Source organism: Nocardioides sp. NBC_00163 (genome assembly GCF_045206295.1).
Classification (GTDB): Bacteria; Actinomycetota; Actinomycetes; order Propionibacteriales; family Nocardioidaceae; genus Nocardioides.
On the sequence record NZ_CP108155.1, the window covers coordinates 785,402 to 798,663 of the forward strand.

Annotated in this window: 11 protein-coding genes and 1 pseudogene; 9 read left to right on the plus strand and 3 right to left on the minus strand. The window is 69.1% G+C overall.

Going from position 1 to position 13,262, the window contains the following annotated elements; genetic code table 11:
- Positions 1-15: 15 nt before the first annotated feature.
- The 4 genes from murQ to OG801_RS03840 are packed head-to-tail and all read left to right on the plus strand — an operon-like array spanning position 16 to position 4,812.
- Positions 16-912 carry an N-acetylmuramic acid 6-phosphate etherase gene (gene murQ / locus OG801_RS03825; RefSeq protein WP_406036333.1) on the plus strand — a complete coding sequence of 299 codons (897 nt, stop codon included), beginning with the start codon at positions 16-18 and terminating at the stop codon, positions 910-912.
- Positions 912-2,075 (plus strand): anhydro-N-acetylmuramic acid kinase, encoded by a 1,164-nt coding sequence (locus OG801_RS03830; RefSeq protein ID WP_406033765.1) that lies wholly within the window; start codon positions 912-914, stop codon positions 2,073-2,075. Before murQ ends, OG801_RS03830 begins: the two co-directional genes overlap by 1 nt.
- Positions 2,072-3,208 (plus strand): serine hydrolase domain-containing protein, encoded by a 1,137-nt coding sequence (locus tag OG801_RS03835; RefSeq protein ID WP_406033767.1) that lies wholly within the window; start codon positions 2,072-2,074, stop codon positions 3,206-3,208. Before OG801_RS03830 ends, OG801_RS03835 begins: the two co-directional genes overlap by 4 nt.
- A complete protein-coding gene (locus tag OG801_RS03840; protein WP_406033769.1) occupies positions 3,205-4,812 on the plus strand; it encodes a dipeptide ABC transporter ATP-binding protein in 1,608 nt (535 codons plus the stop codon). The genes OG801_RS03835 and OG801_RS03840 overlap by 4 nt, the downstream gene beginning before the upstream one ends.
- A 22-nt stretch (positions 4,813-4,834) precedes the next feature.
- On the opposite strand, the gene OG801_RS03845 is transcribed toward OG801_RS03840, so the two are convergent.
- Complete coding sequence (locus OG801_RS03845) at positions 4,835-5,194, minus strand: YciI family protein (RefSeq protein ID WP_406033771.1); 360 nt, start codon at positions 5,192-5,194, stop codon at positions 4,835-4,837.
- Positions 5,195-5,326: 132 nt separating this feature from the next.
- Positions 5,327-6,223, minus strand: coding sequence for a sulfite exporter TauE/SafE family protein (locus tag OG801_RS03850; RefSeq protein ID WP_406033773.1), 897 nt, complete (start codon positions 6,221-6,223; stop codon positions 5,327-5,329).
- 524 nt (positions 6,224-6,747) lie between these two features.
- On the opposite strand from OG801_RS03850, the gene OG801_RS03855 reads away from it, so the two are divergent.
- From OG801_RS03855 to OG801_RS03865, 3 genes are all read left to right on the plus strand, one after another.
- Positions 6,748-8,043: a DUF222 domain-containing protein gene (locus OG801_RS03855; protein WP_406033774.1), complete on the plus strand. Its 1,296-nt coding sequence runs from the start codon at positions 6,748-6,750 to the stop codon at positions 8,041-8,043.
- Between the two features lie 128 nt (positions 8,044-8,171).
- Positions 8,172-8,507: a DUF1048 domain-containing protein gene (locus OG801_RS03860; RefSeq protein ID WP_406033776.1), complete on the plus strand. Its 336-nt coding sequence runs from the start codon at positions 8,172-8,174 to the stop codon at positions 8,505-8,507.
- A gap of 185 nt (positions 8,508-8,692) precedes the next feature.
- Positions 8,693-9,580, plus strand: coding sequence for a bile acid:sodium symporter family protein (locus OG801_RS03865; protein WP_406033778.1), 888 nt, complete (start codon positions 8,693-8,695; stop codon positions 9,578-9,580).
- A gap of 267 nt (positions 9,581-9,847) precedes the next feature.
- Here OG801_RS03865 and OG801_RS03870 read toward each other — a convergent pair.
- Positions 9,848-11,161 (minus strand): annotated as a pseudogene (locus OG801_RS03870) (MFS transporter); the annotation flags it as partial.
- Between the two features lie 135 nt (positions 11,162-11,296).
- Here OG801_RS03870 and OG801_RS03875 point away from each other — a divergent pair.
- Together OG801_RS03875 and OG801_RS03880 are read left to right on the plus strand one after the other, a co-directional pair.
- On the plus strand, positions 11,297-12,262 hold the full coding sequence (locus OG801_RS03875) for an ABC transporter ATP-binding protein (protein ID WP_406033780.1): 966 nt from the start codon (positions 11,297-11,299) through the stop codon (positions 12,260-12,262).
- Entirely contained in the window at positions 12,259-13,260 is a 1,002-nt protein-coding gene (locus OG801_RS03880; RefSeq protein ID WP_406033782.1) for an ABC transporter ATP-binding protein, read from the plus strand. The genes OG801_RS03875 and OG801_RS03880 overlap by 4 nt, the downstream gene beginning before the upstream one ends.
- The last annotated feature ends 2 nt before the right edge of the window (positions 13,261-13,262 follow it).

Below are 13,262 nucleotides of genomic sequence, written 5' to 3' on the forward strand. Positions count from 1 at the left end.
CCAGAGGACGAGTCGATGCTCGACGCGCTCACCACCGAGGCGTCGAGCCCACCGGGCGGACCGGAGATCGACCAGCTCTCCGTCACCGACCTGATCGCGTTGATGAACGAGCGCGACGCGACGGTCGCCACCGCCGTACGCTCCGTGCTGCCGTCGATCGCGGCGGCAGTCACCGCGGCGGCCGCTCGGATGCGGGACGGCGGGCGGCTGATCTACGTGGGCGCGGGAACCTCGGGCCGGCTCGGGGTGCTCGACGCCTCGGAGGTGCCGCCCACCTTCGGGCTCGACGACGTCGTCGTCGGCGTCATCGCCGGCGGCCCGGCGGCGCTGCTCAGTGCGGCGGAAGGGATCGAGGACGATGACCAGGCCGGTGCTGCCGACCTGGCCGCGCTCGGGGTCGGGCCGCTCGACACGGTCGTAGGGATCGCCTCCAGCGGACGTACGCCCTATGTCCTCGGCGCCCTCGCGCACGCTGCCGACAACGGTGCGCTCACCATCGGGATCGCCTGCAATCTCGGCACACCAGTGGCGCGCGTCGCCACCCATGGCATCGAGGTGCCGGTCGGCCCCGAGGTCGTCTCCGGGTCGACCCGGCTCGGCGCCGGCACGGCCACGAAGATGGTGCTCAACATGATCTCCACCGCCACCATGGTGCAGCTCGGGAAGACGTACGGGTCGCTGATGATCGACATGAGGGCCAACAACGCCAAGCTTCGGCATCGGGCGGTCCGGATGGTCACCGAGGCCACCGGGGCCGACGACGCGACCGCGGTCCGGGCGCTCGACGAGTCGGGCTGGCACGCCAAGCTGGCGATCGCGACGATCCTCACCGGCCTCTCCCCCGCCGAGGCGTCACAGGCGCTGGAGCTGGCCGGTGGCCGGCTGCGGACCGTCATCGAGGAGCGTGGCTGATGCGCGTGCTCGGCATGATCTCCGGGACCTCCCACGACGGGATCGACGTCGCGATCGTCGACTTCGACATCGACGCGGACGTGCTGCGCGCACGGATCGTCCACCACAGCTCGGTGCCCTACCCGCCCGATCTGAGGAAGCGGCTCATCGAGGCCCTGCCTCCTGCGCCGGTCGGTTTCGACGTCGTGTGCGAGCTCGACACGCTGATCGGACAGGCGTTCGCCGCTGCCGCGAGGCAGGCGGTCGAGGAGGCCGGCTCGGTCGACGTCGTCTGCACCCATGGCCAGACCGCCTTCCACTGGGTCGAGGGCGGCCGAGCGCTCGGCACGCTTCAGATCGGGCAGCCCGCCTGGATCGCCGAGGCAACCGGCGCGACGGTCGTCTCAGACGTACGCTCCGCCGACATCGCCGCCGGCGGGCAGGGTGCACCGCTGGTGCCCCTGCTGGACGTCCGGATGCTGGCGCCGCTGGCCGAGGACGGGACCGTCGCAGCCGCGCTCAACCTCGGCGGTATCGCCAACATCACCGTGTGCCGACCAGCCACGGATCCTGTCGCGTGGGACATCGGGCCCGCCAACGCGCTCATCGACGCCGTGGTGACCGACGCGCCCGGAGCGGCCAGCTTCGACCGCGACGGCGAGCTCGCCGCCGCCGGCACCGTGGTCCCGGTGCTGCTCGACGACCTGCTCGACTCGCCCTTCTTCGGGCAGCCGGCTCCGAAGAGCACCGGCAAGGAGCTGTTCAACCTCGACTACGTCCGGGCCGGCCTCACGCGGACCGGCCTGAAGCCGTCGCTTCCCGACCTGGTCGCGACCCTCACCGAGCTCACCGCGGTCTCCGTGTCCCAGGCGGTCACCCGGGCCGGCGTCGAGGTGCTGGTCGCTTCGGGTGGCGGCGTACGGAACCCGGTTCTGATGCGACGGCTCGGCGAGCTCCTCCCCGGCGTGCGGGTCATCACCAGCGACGCCCTCGGCGTGCCGTCGGACACCAAGGAGGCGATCGCCTTCGCCCTCATCGGATGGGCGAGCGTCCACGGGCTCCCCGGCAACGTGCCCAGCTGCACCGGAGCGATCGGCCTCCGCGTCCTCGGCCAGATCATCCCCGCGAGCGCACCCCCTCCTCGGATCGATGCCTGGCCCGAGACGCTGGTGTTCGAACGATGAGCGGCAGCCAACCACTCCAGGCGTGCGCCGACCGCCTGCTGACCATCGGCGGCGACGGCAGCCACCCGGCCGGCGGAATTCTCGGGCTGCGTACGCCGAACGGGTCGGAGGTCGTGGCCGCCGGCTGGGCACGTCTGCCCTCGGCCGACGATCCCGGGGTGCCGATGCGACCTGACCACATGCTCGACCTCGCCTCGGTCACCAAGCTCGCCGCGACCACAGCGATCACGATGCGGCTGGTCGCCTCCGATGACCTGCGGCTCGGCGACCCGGTGAGCCGCCATCTGCCCGCCTTCCGCGGTGCGGGGAAGGACGCCGTCACCATCGAACAGCTGCTGACCCACACCGCCGGCCTTCGACCGTGGTGGCCCCTCTACGCCGAGGCCGACGGGAGCCGAAGCGAGGCGATCCAGCTCGTCGAGCGGCTCCCGCTGGCCTACGAGCCCGGCGCCGGTTGGACCTACTCCGACCTCGGCATGATCCTGCTCGGCGCGGTGATCGAGCAGGCCACCACGCTCCGGTTGGACGAGGCGTACGGCCAACTGGTGGCCACCCCGCTGGGACTCTCCGCACGCTACGGCCCGGTCGCCCCGGATCGCGCCGCCACCAGCGCGGACAGCGATGCCTATGAGTACGCCATGCTCGCCACCGACGAGCCGCACCCGGTCGGCATCCGTCCGGCTCGTTTCTCCGGATGGCGCGACCATCACCTCCGGGGAGAGGTCAACGACGGCAACACCGCCCACGCCCTCGACGGCGTCGCCGGGCACGCCGGACTGTTCGCCACCGTCGATGACCTGCTGACGTACGGGACTGCTCTGTGCGAGGGGACCTTCGTGCCACGCGAGGTGGTCGACCGCTTCGCGACGCCCCACCCGAAGCATCCTGAGCAGGCGCTGGGCGGCTTCCTCGGCCAGGTCGGCGACGTCCGCTACCTCCAGCATCCCGGCTTCACCGGCACGTACCTCGCCATCGCACCCGACACCGGTGTCGTCGTCGCCGGCGGCGCGACCCGGCTGCACGGTCCGCTCGGCCGGCTCGACCACAACCCCACCCGGCTCCCCGACGTCGTGCCCGGCACCGAGATCATCTCGGTGCTGCTCGACGCGGCCGGCCTCCAGGAGGACCGATGACCCCCGTCCTGTCCGTGCGCGGCCTATCGGTCACCTTCGACACCAGCCAAGGACCGGTTCAGGCGCTCGACGACATCTCCCTCGACCTCGCGGCCGGAGAGACCGTCGCCGTCGTCGGCGAGTCCGGCTCCGGCAAGTCCACGCTCGCCTCCTGCCTCAACCGGCTTCTCGCCGACAACGGCCGGATCACTGCCGGCACCATCGCCCTCGGCGACCAAGACATCACCCGAGCACCCGAGTCGGCCATGACGGAGATCCGTGGCCGACGCATCGGCCTGGTGCCGCAGGACCCGATGACCAACCTCAACCCCGTGATGACCGTCGGCGCACAGATCACCGAGGCGCTGGAGGTCCACGGTCTGGCGTCCGGGCGCAAGGCCCGCGAACGCGCCATCGAGCTGCTCGGCCAGGCCGGTATCGACCGCCCCGCCGCCCGCTACCGTCAGTATCCACACGAGTTCTCCGGCGGGATGCGGCAACGTGTGCTCATCGCGATGGCGCTCGCCTGCCGCCCCGAGGTTCTCCTCGCCGACGAGCCGACCTCCGCGCTCGATGTCACGGTGCAGCGCCGCGTCCTCGACCAGATGACCACGCTCACCACCGAGCTCGGCACCGGCGTGCTCCTCATCACCCACGATCTCGCCCTGGCCGCCGAGCGCGCCGACCGGGTCATCGTCATGCACCGCGGCCGGATCGTCGAGAGCGGCGACGCGGCCGCGATCATTGCTTCTCCCCAGCACGAGTACACCCAGCGGTTGCTGGCCGCCGCGCCCGCGATGTCCGCGGTCAAGGTCGCATCACCGACCACCGCCGAGGAGACCGAGACCCTCCTGGAGGTGTCCGGTGCCGTACGCCGCTACCGGATCCGCGGGCAACGCGAGCCGCTCCGCGCCGTCGACGGCATCGACCTGACCATTTCCAAGGGACGTACGGTCGCCATCGTCGGCGAGTCCGGATCCGGCAAGTCCACCGCCGCCCGGCTCGCGCTTCGCCTCGAACGGGCCGACGCCGGCACCATCCGCTACCGCGGCACCGACCTGGCCGGCCTGCGCGGCAAGGACCTCCTCGCCTATCGGCGCGCCATCCAGCCGGTCTTCCAGAACCCGTACGCCTCCCTCGACCCGCGCTACACGATCGCTCAGGTCATCTCCGAACCGCTGCGCGTCCACGGCGTCGGCGACGCCACCACTCGCCGCAAGGCTGTGGAGACGCTGCTCGACAGGGTTGCCCTGCCCGCGGCGTACGCGGACCGCCGATCGCACGAGCTCTCCGGCGGTCAACGCCAACGCGTCGCGATCGCCCGCGCCCTCGCTCTCGACCCCGAGCTCGTCGTCATGGACGAGGCCGTCAGCGCCCTCGACGTGCTCGTCCAGGAGCAGATCCTCGACCTGATGGTCGGCCTGCAGCGGGACCAGGGCCTCTCCTACCTCTTCATCAGCCACGACCTCGCCGTCGTCCAGCTCGTCGCCCACCACGTCTACGTCATGCGGGCCGGCAAGATCGTCGAGAGCGGCGACCCAGCCACCGTCTTCCACTCCCCGCAGGATCCCTACACCCAGCAGCTCGTCGCCGCCGTACCGCGGCCCCGCCAGCAGGCGTCCTAGCGCTGGCCGCGGGCGGCCGGCTCTAGTCCGCCTCGGAGATCTGACGCAGGGTGGCGACGATCTTGCACTCCGGCCAGTACGTCGCGTGCAGCTGCGCGAACTCTCGCTGCCCGGCGATCGCCTCCTCGAGGGTGTCGTAGCGCGTCAGCGCCCAGCCGCCGACGACCTCCTTGGCCTCGGCGTACGGGCCGTCGACCCGGGTGACCTCGCCCTTCTCCACCAGGAAGTTCACCGCGTCCTCGCTGCCGTAGAGACCTCCACCGTCGAGAAAGTGTCCAGCGGCCGCCTGCTCGCCGATGTAGTCGTCCATCGCCTTGAACAGGGCCTCCGGCGCCGAGCCGATTCCCTCTTCCATCCTCACGAAGCCCATGAAACGGGGCATGATGTGCTCCTCAGTTCGGGGCCAACCGCTTCTCGGTGGCCGACACCTGTGCGTCGAACCACATCGTTCTCCTTCGACATGGACATCGGAAGAACTTTCGACCGGCCTCCGAGGCCGCCGACATGCCGGCGCTCAGGCGTTGGCGGTCTCGGACTCGGGCGCCGGCTCCTGCGCCGGGGCGATCTTGCCGCCGGCCTTGCGCACCGCGATCACGACGATCACCGCGGCAACGGCGAAGAGCAGGCCGTACGCGGCCACCGACTCGGCCTCGAAGTTGCGCAGCAGCGTACGTCCGTTGGTGACCAGGATGATGCTGCCGACCAGGCCGCCGAGGACGGGCAGCGAGAGGTGCTTGACGAGGTAGGCGGCGAACGGGGCAGCGATCACGCCACCGATGAGGAGGCCGGCGATGACACGCCAGTCGAGCGCCTCTCCGGCCAGTCCGATGAGGAATCCAACGCTTGCCGAGAGGGTCGTGACGAACTCGGCGGTGGAGACCGAGCCGATCACCTTGCGCGGGTGCAGGGTGCCGCTGGAGATCAGGGTCGGCGTGGTCACCGGACCCCAGCCGCCACCACCGGTGGCGTCGATGAAGCCGCCGAAGAGACCCAGCGGCGCGAGCAGGCCCAGCCCGGGGCGACGGCCCGGGATGAAGACCGGCGGCTTGCCGAAGACGAAGCGGGCGATGATGTAGACGCCCAGGACGAGCAGGAGACCGGCCACCCAGGGTGTGGCGCTCTCGGTGGAGATGCTGGAGAGGACGGTCGCGCCGGCGAAGGCGCCGATGCCGCCCGGGATCGCGATCTTGCCCACGACCTTCCAGTCGACGTTGCCGAGCCTCCAGTGGGACACGCCCGAGACGAACGTCGTGCCGACCTCGGCCAGGTGCACCGATGCCGAGGCGACCGCAGGTGCGACCCCGGTCGCGACCAGCAGAGTGCTCGAAGTGACGCCGTACGCCATGCCCAGCGACCCGTCGACCGCCTGGGCCGCGAGACCGACGAGCGCGAAAATGATGAGCCGCTCCATGCGGACCTCCTCTGTGCGATCGAAAATGTCGAAGTAGTAATGTAACGCTATTTACTACACATAGTTGGATCGGGGTGCTGAGGCGTTTCGATGGGCGGACGGCCCTGCTCGCTCGTCAAACCGCCTTCCCCCGCTGGTCGAGCCGCCTTGCCCCGCTGGCCGAGCCGCCTTGCCCCGCTGGTCGAGCCGCCGGAGCCGCTAGGCGGAGGCGTGTCGAGACCAACACGGTCCGCTTCTTCGGGAAAGCTCGCTTAGCGGCTGTTCTTCGTTTCAAGGTTCGCCGCCGACCCTTGCTTTGAGTGTTTCTCGATCGCGCGCCGCGTCAAGGACGCCCTTCGGGCGCCGCTTCGCGGTGGCCTTCGGCCATCCTTGACCCGGCACCCGATCGAGAAAGATTTCGCCTATAACGGGGCGGCGGCGAGAGAGTGGCGCGGAGCTCCGTTGCTTGTTCGCTGACTGCGTAACTGGGTCTGACCTGCTTAAATAGGTCGCGCCACGGTCGCCTTGCGCATATAATAAAGCCTATGTACGAGACCATCGACCACTTCCTCGCAGGGCCGCCTCCGGGTGCGTCCGAGGCTGAGCTGGTCGACTGGATCTCGCGTCTCGAAGAGATCAAGTGCACCGCTGAGGCTGTCCAAGCAGAAGCGGCAGTACGTCTCGACGAAGTCGTTCGCGAGCGCCAATCAGAGGCTGGGGTACCGGCCCGCAGACTGGGCGAGGGCGTCGCCTCCCAGATCGCCTTGGCGCGGCGGGTCTCGCCCGAGAAGGGCGCCAAACTGCTCGGACTGGCGAAGATCCTAACCACCGAAATGCCGCACACCTTCGCCCTCATGAAGGCAGGTCTGTTCTCCCAATGGCAGGCCACCACCCTCGCCCGTGAGACCGCGTGCCTCTCGCTCGATGACCGCAAGGTCATCGACTACCAGCTCTGCGCCACCGGCCCGGGTGGCGAACCGGCCAAGGCGGTGTCGATGGGGCTGCGGCAGCTCGAGAACGCCGCCAAGAAACTCGCCATCACCCTCGACCAGGCCTCCCTCGTCGCCCGCGCCGCCAACGCGGAGAAGGACCGCCGCGTCAGCCTCCGGCCGGCCCCGGACACCATGACCTGGCTCGGTGCCCTGCTCCCGGTCAAGGACGGCGTCGCCGTCTTCGCAGCACTCGATCAAGCAGCCAAGACCGCTGCGGCCGCCGGTGACGAGCGGACCCGTGGCCAGGTCATGGCCGACACCCTCGTCGACCGGATCACCGGCCGCAGCACCACCGATGCGAAGCCTCGGATCGAGGTCAAGATCGTGATGACCGCCGACTCCCTCACCGGCGACGCGGATCAGCCGGCCCTGGTCGAGGGCTACGGCCCCGTCCCCGCGACCTGGGCCCGTGAGGCGCTCGCTGATGCCGAGGTCTTCGTCCGGCGCCTGTTCACCGACCCCGCCGGTCGGCTGGTCGCCATGGAATCACGTGCCAGGAAGGCACCCGACGGGCTCGCGGAGTTCATCGCGACCCGTGATGGCGGGATCTGCCGGACCAACGGCTGCGATGCCCCGATCCGCAACATCGATCACGTCGAACGCCACGCTGACGGCGGCGAAACCAGAGCCGAGAACCTGCAGGGTTTGTGTGAAAGGTGCAATCAGGCCAAGGAAGCCGTCGGTTGGCAAGCGAGGCCAGGACCCGACGGCAGCATCATCACCACCACACCCACGGGCCACACCTACATCAGCCCGCCACCAGACACCTGGCCACCGGATCCACCATTGTTGTCGCCGGCAGAACGCAGGCTGCGCGACGTACTCCACATACACCGCCTCGCGGCCTGAGGCCCCGGGGTCCCGGGGTCCCGAGAACTTTCTTCGGATCGGTGCTTGACCTTGACGCTACGTCAGGGCTGCACGCTTCTTTCACGGCCCCAAACAGGAGCCACCAACCGATCCAAGGGAGCACCACCATGAACAACCTCCTCAGCCGCCTCGTAGGTGACAAGAAGGACTGGAAGCGCATGGAAGCCCGCGCGGCCGAGCTACCCGCCGACTACCGCACCGTCTATGCAGAGATGAAGAGCTACATGTGGCGCTTCACCGCCGGCGACGGCATGGACATCGTCACCATCCTCCGCGAGGTCCTGGACCTGTTCGAGACCGAGGCCGCCGCTGGGCGTTCGGTCATCGAGGTCACCGGGACCGACCTGGCCGCCTTCTGCGACGCACGGCTGCCCGAGCAGCACGACACCTACCGCGCCAAGCTCCGCGCCAACCTCAACGAGGTCGCCCAGAAGATCGTGTGAACCCGGCGATGCTCCCCGCACCGTCCCCTGTCGCGAGCCGAAAAGGCCGCTCGCGACAGGGGATACGTTCTTCGCGGGTCGAAATGTCGGGATAAGACTGTGGTTCACCTCTTCCGCATGGTCCACTGTGACGCACATCTCACCGGGTCGACCGTGGCGGCGGCCCCGCATGTTGGAGGAACACAGTGAACGACTCGGCCCTACTCTCGGTCGGCCTCCCCATCGCCTTGGCCATCATCATGTTCGGTCTGGGCCTGAGCCTGACCCCGGGAGACTTCCGTCGGGTCGTACGCACTCCGCGAGCCGTCTTCGTCGCGCTCACGCTCCAGATCGTGGTTCTGCCGATGATCGCGTTCGGACTCGTCGTGGTCGCGGACTTGGATCCGCTGATCGCTGTCGGGGTGATGCTGCTGGCCGCCTCGCCGGGCGGTACGACGGCGAACCTGTTCAGCCACCTGTTCCGTGGCGACGTCGCGCTCAACGTGACGCTGACGGCGGTCAACTCGGTGCTCGCGGCGGTCTCGATCCCGTTGATCACCAACGCGGCGATCAACTACTTCGACGCCGGCGACACCCTGGGGCTGCAGTTCGGCAAGGTCATCCAGGTCATCGCGATCGTGCTGGTTCCGGTCGGCATCGGGATGCTGGTGCGGAGCCGGTCAGCGACGTTCGCCGCGCGGGCGGATCGTCCGGTGCGGATCTTCTCGATCGTCGTACTGGTCATGGTCTCGGTCGGCGCGATCCTCGGTGAGCGGGAGAACATCGCCGACTACCTCCGCGAGGTCGGCGTGGTCGTGACGCTGTTCTGCTGCGCGAGCCTCTGCCTCGGCTACCTCGGCGCTCGGGTGTTCAAGCTCGGCCAGGCGCAGGCGATCGCCACCTCGATGGAGGTCGGGATCCACAACACCACCGTGGCCCTCACCATCGCGCTCAGCGTGCTCGACAACACCACCGTCGCGATCCCGGCCGCGGTCTACAGCATCGTGATGTACGTCCTCGCCACCGCCTTCGGCTTCCTCATCACCCGTTCGCGAATAGCACGACCCGCCGCGCCGCACGACGTCACCACCTGACCCCCGCATCGCATCCTCGACATCGCCTCGGCGCGGGAAGGAGTACCAGGCTCCGACCGCGCCGAGGGCGAGGAGGAACAGGCAGACAAGCGTGAAGGCCGCGTTGACCGCCTCGACACCATCGGCCGGGACCTTGGCGGCGAGCACCGCCTCACCGAGCCCGGGCGGCAGGATCGCGGTGAGAAGCGTGAGGGCGACGGCAAGGCTGAGTACGTTGCCGGTGTTCTGCAGCATCAGCCGCGTCGCGTTGACGACGCCCAGCGCGTCCTCGGGTGCGCGTTCCAGGAGGACGGTGGCATTGGTGCCGATGAACAGACCGGTCGCCAGGCCGACGATCGCGAGCGTCCCCATCACCATCCAGGTCAGCTCGAGATGGATGGCGAGCGCGACCAGGGCGACGCCACACGTACCAACCACCGATCCTCCGGACATGATCTGATGCGGCGTCCAGCGGCGCGAGAGCCAACCGAGTGTCAGTGAGGCACTGATCATCCCGACCGGCATCGGCAGCAGCATCATCCCCGCCGTCCCCGGGGCGACGCCGACGACGCTCTGGAAGTAGAGGCTGGCCAGCACGATCAGCGGGAACCTTCCGGCCCCCGTGAAGAAGCCCGCGAGAAAGAGCTTCCCGACACGGCGCATGACGGTGATGTCGAGCACCGGCGCGGTCGCTCGCCGTTCGACGAACAGCAGGACCGGGACCAGGAGGACCGATCCGAGGACGCATCCGATGACCAGGGGGTGCAGCCACCCGAGGTCGGTCAGCGACGTGATCCCGAGGGTCAGCATGACCACGCCGACCATGATCACCAGGTTGCCGGGGAGGTCGAGACCGCCGGCGCGCTTGACCACCACCGGTCGCGGCAGCAGCACATGTCCCGCCACCAGCGCGATCAGGCAGACCGGCACGTTGAACCAGAACACCCACTGCCAGCCGACGTGGTCGACGATCAGCCCGCCGACCGTCGGCCCGACCAGGTTGGCGGTTGGGAACGAGGCGGCGTACAGGCCCATCGCGCCTCCCAGGGCGGAGCGCGGGAAAGCCTGATGGATGAGGGTGGCGCCGTTGCCGATGAGCACCGCGCCGCCGATCGCGGCGACCACCCGGAGCCCGATGAGCACCTCAACGTTCGGAGCGAAGCCGGCCAGCAAGCTCGCCAGCGAGAAGAGGACCAGTCCGCCCAGGTACAGGCTCCGCTGCCCCCAGACGTCGCTGAGGCGGCCGAAGAGGAGCAGGCAGGCGGTGTTGGCGACCATGTAGGACAGCAGGAGCCAGCTCCCCTCCGCCGAGCTCACCTCGAACTCCCGGCTCAGCGTCGGCAGCGCGACGTTGAGAGAGCTCGCGTTGAGCGCCATCACCGCGCTGACCAGGCAGACCACGATCAGGGTGGAACGCGCGGCTCCCGTCACTTCGGTGGGTTCGGACTCGCTCATTCCACCTCCCGCGCCGTCCGAGACGGCGCCACCTGCGTCGTACGTCACGGCACGACGCTGCGCCGAACGGGTGTCACGAGAAGAAAGTCCGATATCCGGATTGTGACCCTTGACACACTCGTTTGGCGACCCAATGATGAATCTCATCCTAGAGCGTGATTCTAGATTGAGCCACCAACATCGGCGACCGACAGCCGGTCGCGGACACGAACGGGAGGGTCCGATATGAGAGCACCAACTGGGTCCGCGAATGAGCCGCTTCTACGCATCGAGGACCTCCACGTGGAGTTTCGGACCGGGGGCGGCACGGTCGAGGCGCTCAACGCCGTCGACCTCTGGATCGATGCGGGCGAGACCGTCGCCGTCGTCGGTGAGTCCGGCTCCGGCAAGAGCGTCACGGCGCTCGCTGTGCTCGGCCTGCTGGGCAACGGCCGGGTCAGCGGCGGTCGGATCACCTGGGACGGCAGGGACATCACCGGAGCCGACAACCACGACATGCGCACCGTGCGGGGCAAGGACATCTCGGTGATCTTCCAGGACCCGATGACCTCTCTCGACCCCCTCTTCACGATCGGGCACCAGCTCGTCGAGGCCTACCGGATCCACCACGACGTCTCGAAGCGGAAGGCACGCGAGCGCGCGGTCGAGCTGCTGGACCTCGTCGGCATCCCCGAGCCCGAGACCAAGTTCAAGGCGTACCCCCACCAGCTCTCGGGCGGCCAGCGGCAACGGGTCATGATCGCCGGCGCGCTGGCCTGCGACCCGCGCCTGCTCATCGCCGACGAGCCGACCACCGCCCTCGACGTCACCGTCGAGGCCCAGGTCCTGGCGCTGATCCGCGACCTCCAGGACCGAACCGGGGTCGGGCTGATGCTGATCACCCACGACATGGGTGTGGTCGCCGAGATGGCCGACCGGGTCGTCGTCTTCTACGCCGGACAGGTCGTCGAGACCGGCACTGCCGACGAGATCCTCGACCGGCCGCAGCACCCCTACACCCAGGCGCTGCTCGATGCGATCCCGCGACGCGACACCCCGCGCGATGAGGAGATGCCGGCGATCCCGGGCGCCGTGCCTGCCCTCAACGAGATGCCCACCGGCTGCCGCTTCGTCACCCGCTGCTCCGAGGCCGGCCCCGAGTGCGACGCCCCCCAGCCGCTGCGCGACGTCGCGGGCCGACAGGTCCGCTGCTGGCGTCCGGACGAGGAGCGCGGTGCCCTCGCGCCGTTGGCGGAGGTGGCCCGATGATCGTCCCCGGCGCCGCTCCCCTCGTCGAAGCACACGATCTCGTCAAGCACTTCGGCGACGGCAAGGGCCTGTTCACCCCGAACCGCCCACCCGTACGCGCCGTCGACGGCGTCTCCCTGACCATCAGGCGCGGCGAGACCCTCGGTCTGGTCGGAGAGTCGGGCTCCGGCAAGTCGACACTCGGGCGTCTGATCCTCCGGCTGATCGAGCCGACCAGCGGTTCGGTCACCTTCGACGGTCAAGACATCGCCACACTGCCGAAGAACAGGCTGACGCAGCTCCGCAAGCGGATGCAGCTCGTCTTCCAGGACCCGTTCAGTTCCTTCAATCCACGGATGACCATCGCCCAGGTGCTGACCGAGCCGATGGTGGTCCACGGCATGGGCGACAGGGCCGGGCGGATCAAACGCGCCAAGGAGTTGCTCGACCTGGTCGGCCTCCCCTCGTTCGCGCTGGAGCGCTACCCCCACCAGTTCTCCGGTGGCCAGGCGCAGCGCATCGGGATCGCCCGAGCGCTCGCCACCGACCCCGACCTCATCGTCTGCGACGAGGCGGTCAGCGCACTCGACGTCTCCGTCCAGGCGCAGGTGCTCAACCTGCTCAAGGAGGTCCAGCGCGAGCTCGGGCTCTCCTATCTCTTCATCGCGCACGACCTCAACGTGGTGCGCTACATCTCCGACCGCGTCTGCGTGATGTACCTCGGCAAGCTCGCCGAGGTGGCCCACGCCGACGACATCAGCGAGCGGCCGAGACATCCCTACTCACAGGCCCTGATGGCGTCGATCCCCTCCCCCGACGCCCATCACCAGCTGCGTACGCCGCTCGCCGGCGAGATCCCCAGCCCACGACGGCCTCCGTCGGGCTGCCGGTTCCACCCACGCTGCAACCAGAGCGTCGACGGCTGCGACCGCGACGAGCCGGAGCTGCTGACCATCGGCAGCTCGAGCGACGCCCGTAGCGTCGCCTGCCACCTCTTCGACCCCACTTCCGCGAGGTGATC

What these genes read in the sequence shown, in the direction of transcription:
- OG801_RS03845 (WP_406033771.1), bottom strand. Translation starts at nt 5,194, where the DNA reads ATGCCCCGTTTCATGGGCTTCGTGAGGATGGAAGAGGGAATCGGCTCG.
- OG801_RS03855 (WP_406033774.1), top strand. Translation starts at nt 6,748, where the DNA reads ATGTACGAGACCATCGACCACTTCCTCGCAGGGCCGCCTCCGGGTGCG.
- OG801_RS03880 (WP_406033782.1), top strand. Translation starts at nt 12,259, where the DNA reads ATGATCGTCCCCGGCGCCGCTCCCCTCGTCGAAGCACACGATCTCGTC.
- OG801_RS03835 (WP_406033767.1), top strand. Translation starts at nt 2,072, where the DNA reads ATGAGCGGCAGCCAACCACTCCAGGCGTGCGCCGACCGCCTGCTGACC.
- murQ (WP_406036333.1), top strand. Translation starts at nt 16, where the DNA reads ATGCTCGACGCGCTCACCACCGAGGCGTCGAGCCCACCGGGCGGACCG.
- OG801_RS03860 (WP_406033776.1), top strand. Translation starts at nt 8,172, where the DNA reads ATGAACAACCTCCTCAGCCGCCTCGTAGGTGACAAGAAGGACTGGAAG.
- OG801_RS03830 (WP_406033765.1), top strand. Translation starts at nt 912, where the DNA reads ATGCGCGTGCTCGGCATGATCTCCGGGACCTCCCACGACGGGATCGAC.
- OG801_RS03850 (WP_406033773.1), bottom strand. Translation starts at nt 6,223, where the DNA reads ATGGAGCGGCTCATCATTTTCGCGCTCGTCGGTCTCGCGGCCCAGGCG.
- OG801_RS03840 (WP_406033769.1), top strand. Translation starts at nt 3,205, where the DNA reads ATGACCCCCGTCCTGTCCGTGCGCGGCCTATCGGTCACCTTCGACACC.